Genomic DNA, 14,859 nt, shown 5'->3' on the forward strand with positions numbered 1-14,859 from the left:
CGCTGCTGCCCTCGGGCCGGGTGTTGGTCGCCGGGGGCAACGAGGGGGAGACTCTCGCGAGCGCGGAAGTGTACGACCCAGTCACCGGGGCGTGGAGCGCCACGGGCGGGATGGCCATCGCTCGTCAGTGGCACACGGCGACGCTGCTGCCCTCGGGCCAGGTCCTGGTGGCGGGTGGCTTCAGCACAAGCGGGATCCAGGCGAGCGCAGAGGTGTACGATCCGGTGAGGGGGACGTGGAGCCTGACAGGAGGGCTCGCCACGGCCCGCCGCTGGCACACGGCGACGCTGCTGGCCACTGGACAGGTGCTGGTGGCGGGAGGCCGCGGCTCGGGCGACAACGAGCTGGATGGCGCGGAGCTCTATGAGCCGGCCACGAGCACCTGGCGCGCGACGGGCGCGATGACTCGGGCCCAGCACCTCCACACGGCGACGCTGCTGCGCGACGGCCGGGTGCTGGTGATCGGCCGCGGTGCGGAAAGCTACGACCCGGCCACAGGCACCTGGAGCGTTGCGGGCACGCCGGCCAGGAACCGCATCAGGCACACGGCGACGTTGCTGCCCTCGGGCCGCGTCCTGGTGGTCGGAGGCGAAGAGCCGGGTGTCGGAGTCCTCGTGGGCGCGGAGCTCTATGACGTGGACACGCGGCTCTGGAGCGCCTCGGGCGCACTGGCCGAGGGGCGCCGGGACCATGCGGCGACGTTGCTGCCCTCGGGGCAAGTGCTGGTGGCCGGGGGCCAGCAAGCCGGAGCGCTGGCCAGCGTGGAGCTCTACGCTCCGGACTCGGGCACCTGGACCACGACGGAGGCGCTGGCTGTGGAGCGTCATTCCCACACGACGACGCTGCTGCCCTCGGGTCGGGTGCTGGTGGTGGGAGGCACCCGATCCAGTAGTCCCCTGGCCAGCACCGAGCTGTATGAGCCGACCGCAGGATCGTGGCACACGACGAGCGCGCTGAGCACGGCGCGGACCGAGCACACGGCGACGCTGTTACCGACGGGTCGGGTGCTGGTCGTGGGAGGCTCTGGCGGCAGCGGCCCTCTGGCCAGCGCCGAACTGTACTCGCCGACCCCGGGCACCTGGAGCGCAACGGGAGCCCTGTCCGTGCAGCGCTCCCGCCACACGGCGACGCTGCTGCCCTCGGGCCGGGTGCTGGTGGTGGGTGGCTCCAACGCCAGCGGCCCCCTGGCCAGCGCCGAGCTGTACTCACCGATCCCGGGCACCTGGAGCGCAACGGGAGCCCTGTCCGCGGGGCGCTCCCGTCACACGGCGACGTTGCTGCCCGACGGCCGGGTGCTGGTGGTGGGTGGCTCCGACGCCAACGGCCCCCTGGCCAGTGCCGAGCTGTACTCACCGACCACGGGCACCTGGAGCGCGACAGAGGCCATGGCCACGGCCCGCTCTGAGCACACCGCGACGCTGTTGCCGGATGGCAAGGTGCTGGTGGTGGGCGGCTCCAACGCCAGCGGCGCTCTGGCCAGCGCCGAGCTGTATGATCCGGCCCAGGGGCGCTGGAGCGCGACGGGCGCGCTGGCCACGGCTCGCTCCCGTCACACGGCGACGCGGCTGTACGACGGCCGGGTGCTGGTGGTGGGCGGCTCCAACGCCAGCGGCGCTCTGGCCAGCGCCGAGCTGTATGAGCCGGTCCCGGGACTCTGGGGCACGACGGGAGTACCCGCCATGAAGCGCTCCCAGCACACGGCGACGTTGCTGCCTGGGGGCGAGGTGCTGGTGGCGGGCGGGACCCGCGGCAATGGAGGAATGATCAGCTCGGAGGTCTTCGCTCCGGCCAGTGGTTGGAGCGCGGCGAACGCACTCACCACGGGCAGCCAGGATGCGACGGCGACGCTGCTACCCACGGGCCGGGTGTTGATCGTCGGCGGATCCCACCCGGGCGGAGTCGCGTCCCGTGCCGAGCTGTATGATCCCGTTGCGGCGGCCTGGAGCGCCGGAGGCTCGATGGCCGTGGGCAGGGCCTGGCACACGGCGACGCTGCTGCAGACGGGTCAGGTGCTGGTGGCGGGCGGCAACGCGGGGACGACCCTGGCCAGCACGGAGCTATACGAGCCCTCCACGGGCCGCTGGAGTGTGAGAGGTGACCTGAAGGCGGCGCGCTACGATCACACGGCCACGCTGCTGTCCTCAGGCGATGTGCTGGTAGTGGGGGGCGTCGCGAGTACGCCGCTGGCCAGCGTGGAGTGGTACCTCCCGGGGATGGGCGGCTGGATCGAGCTGCCCTATCCATTGGCCACAGCGCGGTACGGGCATACGGCGACGCGCCTGCCGGGTGGCCAGGTGCTGGTAGCAGGGGGAGTGGTGTCTCCCTCCGAGCCCCTGGCCAGCGCCGAGGTGCTCGAAGACACCTTCTCCCCCTGGCGCACGGTGGGGGCGATGGCCCTGGCGCGAGCCTGGCACACCGCGACGATGATGCCCGATGGCCGGGTGCTGGTGGTGGGCGGCATGGGGGATTCCAGCATCCACCTGAGTGAAGCGGAGCTCTACAACCGGCCACCGAGAGCTGGAGCCCCGCGGGCTCGATGAGCGTGGCTCGCCGCGATCACACGGCGACGTTGCTGCCCGATGGAAGAGTGTTGGTGGTGGGGGGCATCGTGGGCCTGCCCGAGGCCGGCGCCGAGGTGTACGACCCGGTGACGAACTCCTGGAGCGCGACGGGAGCGATGAGCGTGGCCCGTCACTTCCACACGGCGACGCTGCTGCCCTCAGGGCTGGCGCTGGTGACGGGGGGGTGGAAGGGCTTCCTCGAGCCCGTGGTCAGCGCAGAGATCTTTGATCCGGCCACTGGGAGCTGGAGCACGACAGGGGGGATGGCGACGGGGCGCGCCCTGCACACGGAGACGCTCCTGCCCGGGGGCGGGGTGCTGGTGGTGGGGGGGCTGGACCGGATTGCCACCTCGCAGGTGTACCCGGGCGTCGAGATACCCGGGGTCTGGCGTCCGGTCATCCACACGCTGGCCGTGCGCAAGCCGGGCGCGGCACTCCGGATCACCGGGAGCGGCCTGCGAGGCCGCTCGGAGGCGCATGGTGGCAACAGCCAGGGCTCGGCGACGGGCCTCCCGCTGGTGAGCTTGAGGACACTGGAAGGAGAGAGGCCGCTGCGCCTCACAGGGCGGGACTTCTCGGACGCGGAGGTCACCGTCACGCTACCGACCCTCGAGGAGGGCTACTACCTGCTCACGGTGGTGGTGAACGGCCTTGCCAGCGGTCAGGTGCTGCGGGTGGATGCCACGGCGCCCGGCGCGCCGGAGGTGACGGCTCCCGCCAGTGGCGCCCTGCTCAACAACAGCCGGCCCACCTTCTCTGGCACCGCGGAGCCAGGCGGTACGGTGCGGGTGCTGCTGGGGGGGGTCGCCCAGACGCAGGTCGCGGTGGATGCGGCCGGAGCCTGGAGCTTCACTCCGGGGGCGGCGCTGGCGCAGGGGCCTCACGAGGTCGCCGCCGTCGCCCTGGACTCGGCGGAGAACGAGGGGCCGGCCTCCCTGTCGCGGGCCTTCACCGTGGACTCCCTCACGCCAGAGGCGCCGCGGGTAACGGCTCCTGTGGAGGGGGCCTCCTTGTTCGACACGCGGAGGCCGGACATCGCCGGCACGGCGGAGCCGGGCAGCACGGTGAGGTTGCTCCTGGACGACGCCGAGATCGCGACGCTGGAAGTCGACGAGCAGGGGAGCTGGAGGTTCGGTCCTGCTCAGGAGCTCGCACTCGGCAACCACACCGTCCTGGCCACCGCGACGGATCGGGCCGGCAACACCAGCGAGCCTGCTCTCGTCGGCTTCACCGTCGCCAGTCGCAAGAGCTACTACACGCCGAGCTGCGCCTCTGCCTCTCCGCATCCGGCGCTCTGGGCGCTGCTGTTGCTGATCTTCTGCCTCAGGCGCAGCACGGCGTGATCGCCGAACACATGCCAGCGGTTCAAGAGGTCGCTGATCTCGCGCTCGGTGAGTCTATCCTCGCGCCCGTCCCTTTCACGTACAGTGTGCAGATGCGCGTTCTTCTCCATGGGCGTATCCGGACCCTCGTGGACCAGGCCCCCGAGGCCGAGGCGCTCGCGTACGAGCGGGGCCGGCTGGTGGCTGTCGGGCGAGAGGAGGCGGTGCTCGCGGCCGCAGGCCCCGGGGCCCAGGTGGTGGACCTGGACGGACGAACGGTGGTGCCCGGCTTCGTCGATGCCCACCACCACCTGGCCCTCGCGGTCCTCTACCAGGGGACAGTGGACTGCCGGGGCACAGTGGCCCCCACCCTGGTGGACCTCCTGGCGCGCCTCCAGGCGACCGCGGCCACGGTGCCTCCAGGAGCGTGGGTGGTGGGCTCCGGCTATGACGTCTGGCAGCTCGCGGAGCGTCGGCACCCCACTCGGGAGGAGCTGGATGCCGCGTGTCCCCATCACCCGGTGCTCCTCATGCACTTCTCGTTTCACGAGTGCGTGGCGAACTCCCAGGCGCTCGAGCTCGCCGGCATCGGGCGGAGCACCCCGGACCCTCCGGCCGGATACATCGTGCGCGGTCGCAGGGGAGAGCCGACGGGACACCTGCGGGAGACGGCCCTCTCCCCCGTCGAGACCTTGGCGCGACAGTCCCTCCTGGCGAGGGACACGGAGGCCTTCGCCGCCCGGCTCCGGACCTACGAAGACCGGCTCTTCGCCCGAGGCATTACCCGGGTGGCCGACCCCACGGTGAGCCCGGGGTTCGAGCGGCTCTACCGAGAGATTCACGCGGCGGGCCGCATGCGGATACCCGTGCTGATGATGCCGATTTGCGAGGGCGGCTACCTGGTCCACCCCTGGGAGCGGCTCGACGGGATTCCCACGGGGGAAGGGCCCGAGGAGCTCCGGGTGGGACCGCTGAAGCTGTTCATGGATGGCGGGGACAACTGCGCGGTGTGCATGTCCGCGGGGCAGGTCCTCTCCGCCTCGCTCCAGACCCTCGCGCGCGCCGTGGCCCAGCGCAGCCTCGCTCCCTTCCGGGCCGCCCGTCGTGGCCGGCTCCGGTTGGGACGGGACCTGCGCCTCCACTCCGGGGTGACGTACTACCGGGATGCGGCGGGGGCCCGCGAGATGGCTCGCCGGGCCGTCGAGCGCGGCTTCGGTCTCGCCATCCACGCGATGGGAAACGAAGGGCTCGGGCTCGCGCTCGAGGCCTTGGAGGAGGTACGGGCACGGCATCGGGACCTGCCGCCCCCGCGCATCGAGCACGCGATGATGGTGGAGCCCACGCAGCTCCAGCGGCTCGCCGACGTGGGTGCCTCCGTCGTGGTCCAGCCCGGCTTCCTCGGAGCCCTCACCGAGGAGGGACTGCCACCCCTGCCAGGCCTCCAGGTGTTGGCCTTCCGCTCCATGCGCGACGCCGGGCTCCGGCTCGCCGGCAGCTCCGACGCGCCCGTGCTCGAGGCGATGCCCCTGGAGGAGATGCGCCAGGCCATGACGCGCCAGACGCAGGATGGCAACACGCTGGGAGCTGACGAGGCGCTGGACGCGGCCACGGTGCTCGCGCTCTACACGCGAGAGGCCGCGCGGGCCTGCGGCTGCCTGGACGTGACGGGCACGCTCGAGCCTGGCAAGCGCGCGGACCTCGTCATCCTCTCGGAGGATCCCCTCGAGACGCGGTTCGAGACGCGTGTGGTGGAGACGGTGCTGCGAGGCGAGACGGTGTTCCGCAGGGAGGACTGAGAGCCCCGAACGCGGTTGCTGCCCGTCCTCGTCTCCGGCTATTCAAGAGACGGACGCTCCTGTCATTGCGGGACTCATCCCTCCGCGGAGCGCTGCCGGGCCGCGAGCCGCCGCTTCACGGCGGGACGGGAGAACTCCTTGAGCGCGCCCTTCCCCATCCACCGCGCGGTGGGATCCGGTGAGTCCGCCAGGCGCTGGGCCACCGTTACAGCGGCGGCGTTGAGGGCGGGACTGCGTTCGCCCACCGCGCGGAGGGCCCAGCTCACGGACTTCTTGACGAAGTTCCGTTCATCGGTGGCGGCGCGCTCCACGAGCAGGAGGCCCTCGAGAAACGGCGCGTCGCCGGTGTGCTTGTCGTGCAGCGCGAGACAGGCCAGCAGGGCAAACGCCGCGCGCTTGGCGAACTCGTCACGTCGGGTGCTCCACTGCGTGACCTTGCGCCACGCGTGCGGTGTGCGGTCGAACAGGTGAAAGCACACGGTGTCACAGAGGCCCCAGTTATCGAAGTCCCGGCACCAGCGGTCCATCTGCGCGGGCGTGACGCGTGCGGGCTCGTCAACCAGGGCTGCTAGCAGGCGGGCCTCGTACCAGCCGGTGTCCCAGAGTGCGGCAGCGAGTGGGTGATTGCGCCCGAGGCGCTTGGCGAGCTGGAGCAGGTTGGCCATCGACACGCCAAACGCCTTGCCTGCGGTGATGCCGAACCGCGCCAGGTTCTCGCGGTCGCGTGAGGTGCTCTTGCGCTCCAGCGAGGTGAGCGCCGCCTGAACCTCGTCCTGGAGCGGGAGCTGAGTCCCCGTGCTGATCTTCTTGGAAGGGCTCTTCTTCTTGGAAGCCATGCGGACTCTCCGTGAACGGCGACGCGCCAGGGAAAAAGAAAACTCGGATCGAGTGATCGCGCCAGAGGCCTTGAGACATGGGGAGGCGGCGGGAATCGAACCCGCATCAAGGCGGAAGGAAAACCCCAAGCAGGTTGCGCTGTTACCAGCTAACGCCTTGATCTCACATTGGAGCATTCCCCCGCTCCGTCCCGTCTTGTCCCGTCTGGTGCCGCCTGATTCCGCGCTGGAGGGTCACACTGGGGGCACATGGCGTCCTTGCATCGGCTCTCGGGGACACCGTCGCCGGTCAGGCTTCATCGTCGGGCAAGAGCGTGCGGAGCAGCCCATCGTCGGGACCGAGCGGGCGCCAGCCGGGCGGCGGCGGCGTGGCAAGGAGAGCTGTCCTGACCTGTCTAGCGCGCTCCTGATGAGTCTCTGGAGTGTAGGCAATCCACGATCCGAGTGCCTTGGCGACGTTGAAACGGTTCGCATCATCCAGCACGCCCGGCCAGCCGTCGGGAATGCTCTGAGACAACAGACGCACGAGCACATCGCGCATAAAGCGTGTGACTTGCTTGCGCTGCTCCGCCTCGGCAAGCAACCCGCTCAACACCTGCACCCCAGCGACGTCGTCCTTGCCAAGCTCCTCGGCTAACGCAGCCAGCGAGGCAGTAGGACGGGCCTCGGCAAAGGTGGTCAGCGAGTCGTAACCGCGCTCGCGGACGCGCTCATACAAGCGGGCCTTCCAGTTGCCCTGCCAGGAACGTCCGTCGGTCACCGCCTTCTCCCGGGGATGAAGTTCATCGGGATATCGTAGAGCTTCATATTCTCTCCAACGATGTTCAGGATCTCGTTTCGCGTTAACATCCGGCCAGCCGTTATCTCGGCTTCGCGCAACGCCCCCATGATCATCCGGTTCCATTCGTTGGGCCACAGGCGTCCCAGGCGCCAGTTACCGCCTCCGTGAATCGCCTGGTGGTGCGCTTGCTCCAATTTGACGCAGAACTGGTCGATGCTCATGGCGCCAGTGAAGCCGCGCTTCTCGAACCACTCGCGGAACTCATCCGGCAGGACATGATGCTCCGGTGACTCAGCCATGCCAGCCCCCGTTTTGCCGGTCACACGCATGCCGCGAACCTCGGGCCCGTCGCCCAGCGCCTCGCGCACGCCCCGCGGCAGCTCCTGGTGTGCTTGCGCCATCATCACCTGACCGGCGTGAATCCGGACAGCGGCGCTGACGGCTGGCACGGAGAGGACGCCCGCCTGCACCAGCCGGCGCATCCGCTCCACCCACTCGGCGGAAACGGCAAGCCGTGAACCCACCATCACGCCGTTGGAGCCCATCACGAGGCCCACGCCGAGCGTCGCGGGGGCAGCCGGCGGCAACCGGGGCAGAGACATCCTCAGCGCCGAAACCAGGGTGAGCATCTCCACGAGCTGCGCCGCCGCCATCATCTGATCGGCGCGCTCGGTGGCCACACGCGCTCCCTCACGGATGGAGTGGAACTCCCAGGTGAGCTGGCCCATCAGCTCGGGCATCGCGGCCGCCGCTGCCTCCACCTGCGCTGGCTCTAGGGATGAAAGCGCCCTCATGGAGGGCTCGATCAACTGTTGCACGCGGTTCATATCCGCGTAGAGCCTCTCGGTGCCGTAAGAGGGGCACTGCCGGAGCACGGCGTCAGCGAGGTTCAGGAAGTCGGTCCATGCAGCGAGCAGGGTTGCGCCGGACGTGGCCGCCTGGAGCGGTGGGCCAGTGAGGCGCAGGAGGGCGAGCCCCATGTCCGGTTCATCCACCCCCCATGCAACGTCAGCCAGCGTGGTGACGCCACCCAGAGCGCCGTGAAGCCATTGCAGCTGGTTGGAGCCATAGACGATATGGCGGATGAACACGCCGTTGGCCCGGCCGCTGAGGCGCCTGTTATCCGTGAGCTGGTGGAGCGAGCCGGCAATGCCGGCCCTGGAGCGCTCCACATCGTCGATAGCACTGCGGATTGCTTGCCGGGTGTGGGTGACGAACTGGCGCCCAGGCTCCGAAGGGGTGGAAGGCGAAGACTCCCTGGCAGGGAACGAGCTGACCGCAGGCCCCACCTCCTGCCGATAGGAGGTGGCTGCCTCACCGGAAAACCCGGTGCGCCCGTCCCCGGTCGCACAGCTCGAAAGCACGGCGGTGATACATCCCAACCCGAGGGCCGTCAGCCTCATGAATCCGCCTGGTGGAGCGAGGAGTGGCGCGGAGATTACAGGAAGCCCCGGGACCATAGAAGCCCAGCCACCCGTTGAGGATGATGGGCTTTCCGAGAATGGAGGCGGCGGGAATCGAACCCGCTGCCAGAGCCTTCTGACGAGGGCAGCCTCCAACCCCGTCGCTGCCGTCACACCAGGCCAGAGGCGTGCACCGCCAGCGTCTTGAGCTTGTTCACGTGGAGGGGGCGCGGCGCCTCGCCCTGAGTGAAGCCGCGGATGGCCTCGAGCGTCGCGTATCGATCGTAGCCGAGCACCCGGACGGTCTGGAAATAGAAGGTCCAGGCGTTGGCCCCCGTCCGGCGGCCCATCACGTTGGCGCCGCAGAGGAGCCACTGGAAGTTGTGGCGGCCCATGAAGAACTTGCGGACCACCGTCGTGGTGAGGCCCGGGTTCACCATGGTGTTGAGGCCAATGTTCGCGGAGCGGTACGCAGTGACAGTCCCGTGCCCCGCCGCTACGCCCGTCACCGCCTGGAACATGTAGTCCATGTAGCTCTGCTTGTTCCCGACCGGGACGTCCGGCACGTCCCCTGCGTTGGCATGGAAGAACTGCGGAGCGGCTCCGATCGGCCGCCAGATGTAGACGGTGCATCCGCCGAGCGGCGCGGTGAAGCAGAAATCCGCGTCGTTGCCGAGCGTGACGTGGGTGATGCCGTTCTGGCGATAAGGAAGAAAGTAGGCCCGACGGCTCGTGTTGGCGCCGCCGCCTCCGGGATCGTTGGCGAGGATCTGAAAGTCGGACTTCACGTGGGCGGGCAGGAAGCCCCACATCATGGGGTTGTTGGCGGGGTTGTTCACCGCCTTGAACCACGACCACGTATGCCCGCCCCCCCCGCCCACCGCCAGCACCTCGGCGGCCAGGTCGTTGATCACCGCCGTCACCCCCAGCAGTGTCACCGCGGGGATGTTGCCCTGCGGCACCCCCCCAGCGGCGTTCCCGTTGTGCGTGAGGAACGTCGCATGCTGGGTGAGCACCTGCAGGTTGTTGACCCCGTGCGAGCAGTAGGCGTAGTTCCGAAGGAACGTCGGCGTGTTGGCGACGAGGTCATTGTGATTGGGCATGTGCGCTGTCCTCCTGCTCGGGAGCCTGCCACGGGGGGAAGGGAAGCATACCCCCGGGGCCAGTTTCCTGAGCGAGGGTCCCTGCCGCTCCCAGCGCCTTCACCTGAGAGTCGGAGGGTGCTCCCCATCGGCGCGGAAGAGCTCGCGTCCCGACTCCATGACGAAGTCGAAGTCCACCCAGGTGGCCGCGAGCGCCTCTTGCCCCCCAGGCTCCAGGCCGAGATCCGTCGTGAAGGGGTGGCTCGCGTGATCACCCCAGCGCACATGGAAGGTGCCAGGAATGGGGCCGTAGCCCCGCAGGGTGCTGACCTTCGCCTTCGCCTCGATGATGGCCTGGTAGCAGGCGCGATCGGTGTGCTGCACGTCGCGGAACTGCTTCAAGAACGCGATCGTCACCTCCTCCGCGGCGAATCTCCGAGCGATTGACGAAGCCCACGTGCCCGATGGATCGATCGGCCGGACGACATCGCCGATCATCTCGGCCACGGAGCGCAGCGGGCCCGGGCCGGCGTCGCTCCGCGTCACCTCGAGGATGCGGGCCCGGGTGCCGCACGTCTCGGGGGTGTTCCGCGTGAGGACCTCACCCACCACGGAGAGGTAGTCGAGCGCCCTCCCCGAGCGGCGCACTTCCACGTCGACCACGCTCTTGGGAAAGCCGTAGATCTCGCGTCCTGCCGCCGCGGCGGCGCCGGTGGTGACGAAGACATGGGGCAGGAACCAGACCAGTCGGTCGGGGATCAGTCCCCGCCTCCCGGAGCGCATGGCCCAGGCCGGCACCCAGAAGGCGACGTCGGTCTCGGGCATGTGGCCGAGGCGGCGGTGCTCCGGATCGCCGGAGAATGCGCGCCCGGAGAAGGCAGCGGCGAGCACCACGAAAGGAGCTGCGGGCACGTACCGGACGCGCCCCTGCGCGGGCACGTTCAAGTACCGGTCGAGCAGCGCGCCGAGGTTGCTCTGCCGCGCCCGCAGCACGAGCGCGGTCATCCATACGTCCTCCATCACGTAGGGGGAGCGGAGTGACATCTCCCCGGGGCGGTCGATGTAGCGCGGCAGCGTGCTCCGGGGCTCAGTGCGTCGCCGCGGAACCTCGCTGACGAGAGAGACCGGCGCCCCCAGCGCCTGCGCCGCCATCAGGCCGGACATCGTGGCCGCCTCGATGCAGCCGATGTCATAGCCCGTCCGGGTCCAGTCTCCTGCCAGGACGAGGCCTTCGAACCCAGAGTCATCCGGGGCGATGCGGTGCTTCTGAGATCCTGGCACGGACAGCACGTACCGGTCCGAAGGGTCCGCGTTGACTCGCAGGTATTGGGCGCGCAGGCGCTCGGGCCCAGTGCGCCCTTGCGAATCCACGAGCGCCTCCCACCGCAGGCTCCCGCGAGCATCCCCACCGCCCGGCCAGAGGTGTGCGAGGTGCTCACTGAGGAAGTCGTGCGCAGCTCCCTCGAGCGCCGCGCGGTCCTCGGCGCGTGGATCGCTCGCCGAGACAGGATCGTCGCCATGCCCGAGCTGGCCGCAGGCGTAGAGGAGCCCTCGCACGCCATCGCGCTCCTTCCAGCCCTCCATGGGGAGGAGGTGCGACATGTCCGCCCAGGTCTCGAGCGGCACCTGGTAGGCGGTCATGACGGGCGCATCCGTGCTCGAGGCGACCTGCCCGATGGGCGTGTCCACCCAGAGCTGCAGCGACACGGTGCGGACCGTCTTGACGTGCTCGACCATGCGCTGCCACCGCGGGCTCGCCGCAATGAGCTCCGAGGCGACGAACGGAAGCGCGCCGATCGAGATCCCCAGCAGGACATGATGGAAGTCAGTGCCGGACTGCAGCGTGCGCTGCTCGACGGCAGGCCAGTCGCTCCAGAAAGAGGCGAGCTTCGCGCCGTGGCGAGCGAGCTCCTCGCCCTCAACGAGCTGGTTGTAGAGAGGCTGCTCGGGCCAGCACGGCAGGCCGCCCACGTCGATGAGCGGGAGGTACTCGCCGGATCGGGGCGTCGCCTGCCGGCCGATGACGACCCGCTCGACGCGCTGCTGGTCTCCGGAGAGCTCGAGCCTCTGCACGCGGTGGAAGAACTCGAAGCGGACCCCGCGCCGCCGCAGCACCTCATACAACGGCGCGAAGACGGTCTCTCCCATGCCCGCACGCATCTTGTAGAAGATGGCACCGCGGTAGCACGTGAACATGCGCATCATCCCGAGGAGGGCGAGCCCCGCGCCAGCACCGGCGCCGTCGCAGAAGGCGAGGTGGTAGAAGGCGCGGACCAGCCCGCTCGACACCGTCAGCTCGGAGGCCCCGTGCTTGCGGAGCCAGTCGCTGAACTCCAGCTCGTCCAGAGCCTCGAAGTCAGCGGGCGACCCGAAGGGGCCATCGCGCAGGATGCCGATCAAGGAGACGGCGCTGAACTCGAGGACGACCCACAGACGCCGCAGGTGGGTGTCGACCTCGAGGTCGCGCCGCGCCAGGACCCGAAGCCGCTCGAGCAGTGATCGGACGCCATCGGCGAGAGCTCGCCCCGCCTTGCCCACGAGCAGAGCCGCTTCGAGCGCGAGCGCGTGCTTGAGCAAGTCCTGGAGCTGACGGGCCACGTCGTCGAGCTCGGGCCGGAGCCCTCGTCGCTGGTTCCACCAGCCGAGCGCATAGCGGAGCACCTGTCGCGCGGCGCCGCGGATGGACTCCGCGGGAGTGGGCAGCGGGCGCCCATCTCCTGGCCACTCGCCGGTCTCAGGGAAGGTGACGCTCCAGTGCTCCCAGCCGCGTGGGGTGTGCTCCCCGACAGCGATGGAGCTGTGCTTGATAAAGGCGTCGCGCAATGTTCGCATCGCCGCGCCGGGTGGACGGCCGAGCTCCTCATAGCAGCGGCGCAGCAGGGTGAAGGCGTTCTCGTAGTACCCGAGCCAGACGTGCAGCCCGTGCTCCTCGATGCGCCCATGCGCTTCCCGGTTGCGGACGCTCGCGCCCTTCCCACCGAGCAGCCATCCGTCCTGGTAGACGGTGAGCTCGTAGCGCTCGCGAAGTGCGGCTGTCTCGGTCAGGGCAAAGGCGGCCGAGAGCGAGGCCATGCCTCCGCCCAGGATGGCAATCTTCTCGCGATGGGGATGCATGGCAGTCAAGTCGGAGGGCGCTGATGCCCTGGCGTCCGCTCTCAATCCATGTGCTGCACGTCCATGGAGTCGGGCATCAGGGCCCACGGGTGCCGTCTTGCCTCATAGACGGAATACTGAGGGGCAGGGAAGTGAGGATCGGCGAACGCTCCCACGGCGACGGCGATCATCTCCGGCATCCCACTCAGCTCCCAATAGACGGTCGAGCCGCAGCTCGGGCAGAAGTGGAGGGTGACAGGATCGCCGCTGTCTCCCTTGCGGACGAAGGGCGTGGCGCGGCCTTCGATGCGGGTCACCTGCTCACGGTGGAAGCGTGCTTGGACACCAAACACGCTCCCTGTCCGCTGCTGACAGGCAAAGCAGTGGCACATGGAGACCCTGACGGGTTCGCCTTCACAGGTGAGGTGCAGCTGTCCACAACTGCAGGAAGCGCGACGGGTCGTCATGAGGCCTCTCGGGCTACCACTTGCCGTTCTTGCTGAGGCTCTTGATCTTCGTGTCGGCCTTGGTGAGGTTGGCGGCCGCCTTGCCCTTGCCCGAGAGCGTGGCGTAGACGCTGTTGCGGAACTCGGTGCTCACCTGGTTGTACTTCGCGCCGGTGATGGTCGGCCGGGGGACGGCATTCGTGAAGGTGTCATAGAGGCTGGCGAAGAAGGGGTTGGCCTTGAGCAGCTCCTCGTCCTGGTAGAGGCTCGTGATGGTGGGGTTGAACGCGCCCACCACGGCCCGGCGCTTCTGCTCCTCGGCGCTGGTCAGGTACTTCACCAGCTCCACCGCGAGCTCCTTGTTCTTGGAGTACTTCGGCACTCCCAGCTGCCAGCCGCCCAGCGTGCCCGTGGACTTGCCGTCCGGGCCGCCCTTGGGCAGCGCCATCACCCCCACCTTGTCCTTGACCATGCTGTCCTTGGAGTTCGCCAGCGCCCAGGCGTACGGCCAGTTGCGCATGAACACCGCATTGCCGGACTGGAAGGCCCCGCGAGCCCCCTCCTCCTCGTAGCTCAGCACGCCCTTGGGCACCACGGTGCCCACCAGCGAGGCGAAGAAGTCGATGGCCTCCACCGCCTTCGGGTTGTTGAGGGTGACCTGGCCCTTGGCGTCGACGATGGTTCCCCCGCCGAAGGAGTCCACCCACTCCAGAGCGGTGCACGTCAGGCCCTCATAGGACTTGCCCTGGAAGACGAGGCCCACCAGCTTGTCGTTGCCCGCCTTCTTCTCCGCGTCCAGCACCACCTTGGCCGACGCGGCCAGCTCCTGCCACGTGGTGGGCGGCTTCTGCCCGTGCTTCTCCAGCAGATCCTTGCGGTAGTAGAGCACCCCCGCATCCGTGAACCAGGGCATGGCCACCAGCTTCCCATTCACCAGGTTGTTCTGGACGATGGAAGGGAAGTGCTGCTTCAGCACCTCTTCGGAGATGTAGGGCTTCAGGTCGAGGAAGTGGTTGGCCACGATGCCCGGCCAGATGATGTCAATGCGCGCCACGTCGAGGTCTGCCGAGCCCGCCGCCATCAACTGCTGGAGCTGCGCCAGCTCTTGAGAGGTATCCGTGGGCGCGCTCATGACCTGCACGGTGTGCCCGGTCTTCTTCGCCCAGGCCTGCGCGCCTTGCGTGCACAGGTCCTTCTCCATTCCCACGCTGCCGCAGGCGATGACGAGCGTCTCCGCCTGAGCCAGCGGGGGAGCGAACAGCGCCACCGCGGCCACGAGCCCTGCCAGTACCTTCTTCATGTATCTCTCCTTCTCCTGCAAAGCGCTCCAGGCTTGGAGCGCGGAGCGGCTGCGTCAGTTATTCGATGGAGCGGGCGTTTCCCCCCTGTTGCCCCCGCGGAGCCGCGTTCGCCCAGGTCTCTGCCACGGCCGTCATGAGGCGATCGATGTCGAGGGGCTTGGCCAGGTGTCTCTGGAATCCCGCGGTGAGCGCTTGTTCACGATCCGCGTCGCTGACCAGCGCGGTCATCGCTATCGCC

11 protein-coding genes are annotated in these 14,859 nt (G+C 69.0%); 3 read left to right on the forward strand and 8 right to left on the reverse strand.

Annotated elements, in window-relative coordinates:
* The 3 genes from VD972_RS31795 to VD972_RS31805 all read left to right on the forward strand — a co-directional run.
* Positions 1-2,540 (forward strand): kelch repeat-containing protein (locus tag VD972_RS31795; RefSeq protein ID WP_324992541.1); only part of this gene is annotated, 2,540 nt, incomplete at its 5' end.
* Entirely contained in the window at positions 2,537-3,904 is a 1,368-nt protein-coding gene (locus VD972_RS31800; protein ID WP_324992542.1) for an Ig-like domain-containing protein, read from the forward strand. The genes VD972_RS31795 and VD972_RS31800, both read left to right, overlap by 4 nt.
* Before the next feature lie 92 nt (positions 3,905-3,996).
* Complete coding sequence (locus tag VD972_RS31805; protein WP_324992543.1) at positions 3,997-5,679, forward strand: amidohydrolase; 1,683 nt, start codon at positions 3,997-3,999, stop codon at positions 5,677-5,679.
* 74 nt (positions 5,680-5,753) lie between these two features.
* On the opposite strand, the gene VD972_RS31810 is transcribed toward VD972_RS31805, so the two are convergent.
* The 8 genes from VD972_RS31810 to VD972_RS31845 all read right to left on the reverse strand — a co-directional run.
* Entirely contained in the window at positions 5,754-6,515 is a 762-nt protein-coding gene (locus VD972_RS31810; RefSeq protein ID WP_324992544.1) for a DNA alkylation repair protein, read from the reverse strand.
* Between the two features lie 289 nt (positions 6,516-6,804).
* Positions 6,805-7,275: an NUDIX hydrolase gene (locus tag VD972_RS31815; protein WP_324992545.1), complete on the reverse strand. Its 471-nt coding sequence runs from the start codon at positions 7,273-7,275 to the stop codon at positions 6,805-6,807.
* The gene (locus VD972_RS31820) at positions 7,272-8,699 is read right to left on the reverse strand and encodes a DUF2380 domain-containing protein (protein ID WP_324992546.1); all 1,428 of its coding nucleotides are present in this window, start codon (positions 8,697-8,699) and stop codon (positions 7,272-7,274) included. Before VD972_RS31820 ends, VD972_RS31815 begins: the two co-directional genes overlap by 4 nt.
* Before the next feature lie 170 nt (positions 8,700-8,869).
* Complete coding sequence (locus tag VD972_RS31825; RefSeq protein ID WP_324992547.1) at positions 8,870-9,802, reverse strand: hypothetical protein; 933 nt, start codon at positions 9,800-9,802, stop codon at positions 8,870-8,872.
* Between the two features lie 99 nt (positions 9,803-9,901).
* Positions 9,902-12,895 carry an NAD(P)-binding protein gene (locus VD972_RS31830; RefSeq protein WP_324992548.1) on the reverse strand — a complete coding sequence of 998 codons (2,994 nt, stop codon included), beginning with the start codon at positions 12,893-12,895 and terminating at the stop codon, positions 9,902-9,904.
* A gap of 41 nt (positions 12,896-12,936) precedes the next feature.
* Positions 12,937-13,341 (reverse strand): GFA family protein, encoded by a 405-nt coding sequence (locus VD972_RS31835; RefSeq protein ID WP_324992549.1) that lies wholly within the window; start codon positions 13,339-13,341, stop codon positions 12,937-12,939.
* A 13-nt stretch (positions 13,342-13,354) separates the two neighbouring features.
* Complete coding sequence (locus VD972_RS31840) at positions 13,355-14,620, reverse strand: ABC transporter substrate-binding protein (protein ID WP_324992550.1); 1,266 nt, start codon at positions 14,618-14,620, stop codon at positions 13,355-13,357.
* A gap of 58 nt (positions 14,621-14,678) precedes the next feature.
* The coding region (locus VD972_RS31845; protein WP_324992551.1) for a hypothetical protein at positions 14,679-14,859 on the reverse strand (181 nt) is incomplete at its 5' end.

Source organism: Hyalangium sp., assembly GCF_035629615.1.
Taxonomy (GTDB): Bacteria; Myxococcota; Myxococcia; order Myxococcales; family Myxococcaceae; genus Hyalangium.

Excerpts from the sequence above, each read along its gene's own strand:
- VD972_RS31800 (WP_324992542.1), top strand. The coding sequence starts at position 2,537 with ATGAGCGTGGCTCGCCGCGATCACACGGCGACGTTGCTGCCCGATGGA.
- VD972_RS31805 (WP_324992543.1), top strand. The coding sequence starts at position 3,997 with ATGCGCGTTCTTCTCCATGGGCGTATCCGGACCCTCGTGGACCAGGCC.
- VD972_RS31810 (WP_324992544.1), bottom strand. The coding sequence starts at position 6,515 with ATGGCTTCCAAGAAGAAGAGCCCTTCCAAGAAGATCAGCACGGGGACT.
- VD972_RS31820 (WP_324992546.1), bottom strand. The coding sequence starts at position 8,699 with ATGAGGCTGACGGCCCTCGGGTTGGGATGTATCACCGCCGTGCTTTCG.
- VD972_RS31825 (WP_324992547.1), bottom strand. The coding sequence starts at position 9,802 with ATGCCCAATCACAATGACCTCGTCGCCAACACGCCGACGTTCCTTCGG.
- VD972_RS31830 (WP_324992548.1), bottom strand. The coding sequence starts at position 12,895 with ATGCATCCCCATCGCGAGAAGATTGCCATCCTGGGCGGAGGCATGGCC.
- VD972_RS31835 (WP_324992549.1), bottom strand. The coding sequence starts at position 13,341 with ATGACGACCCGTCGCGCTTCCTGCAGTTGTGGACAGCTGCACCTCACC.
- VD972_RS31840 (WP_324992550.1), bottom strand. The coding sequence starts at position 14,620 with ATGAAGAAGGTACTGGCAGGGCTCGTGGCCGCGGTGGCGCTGTTCGCT.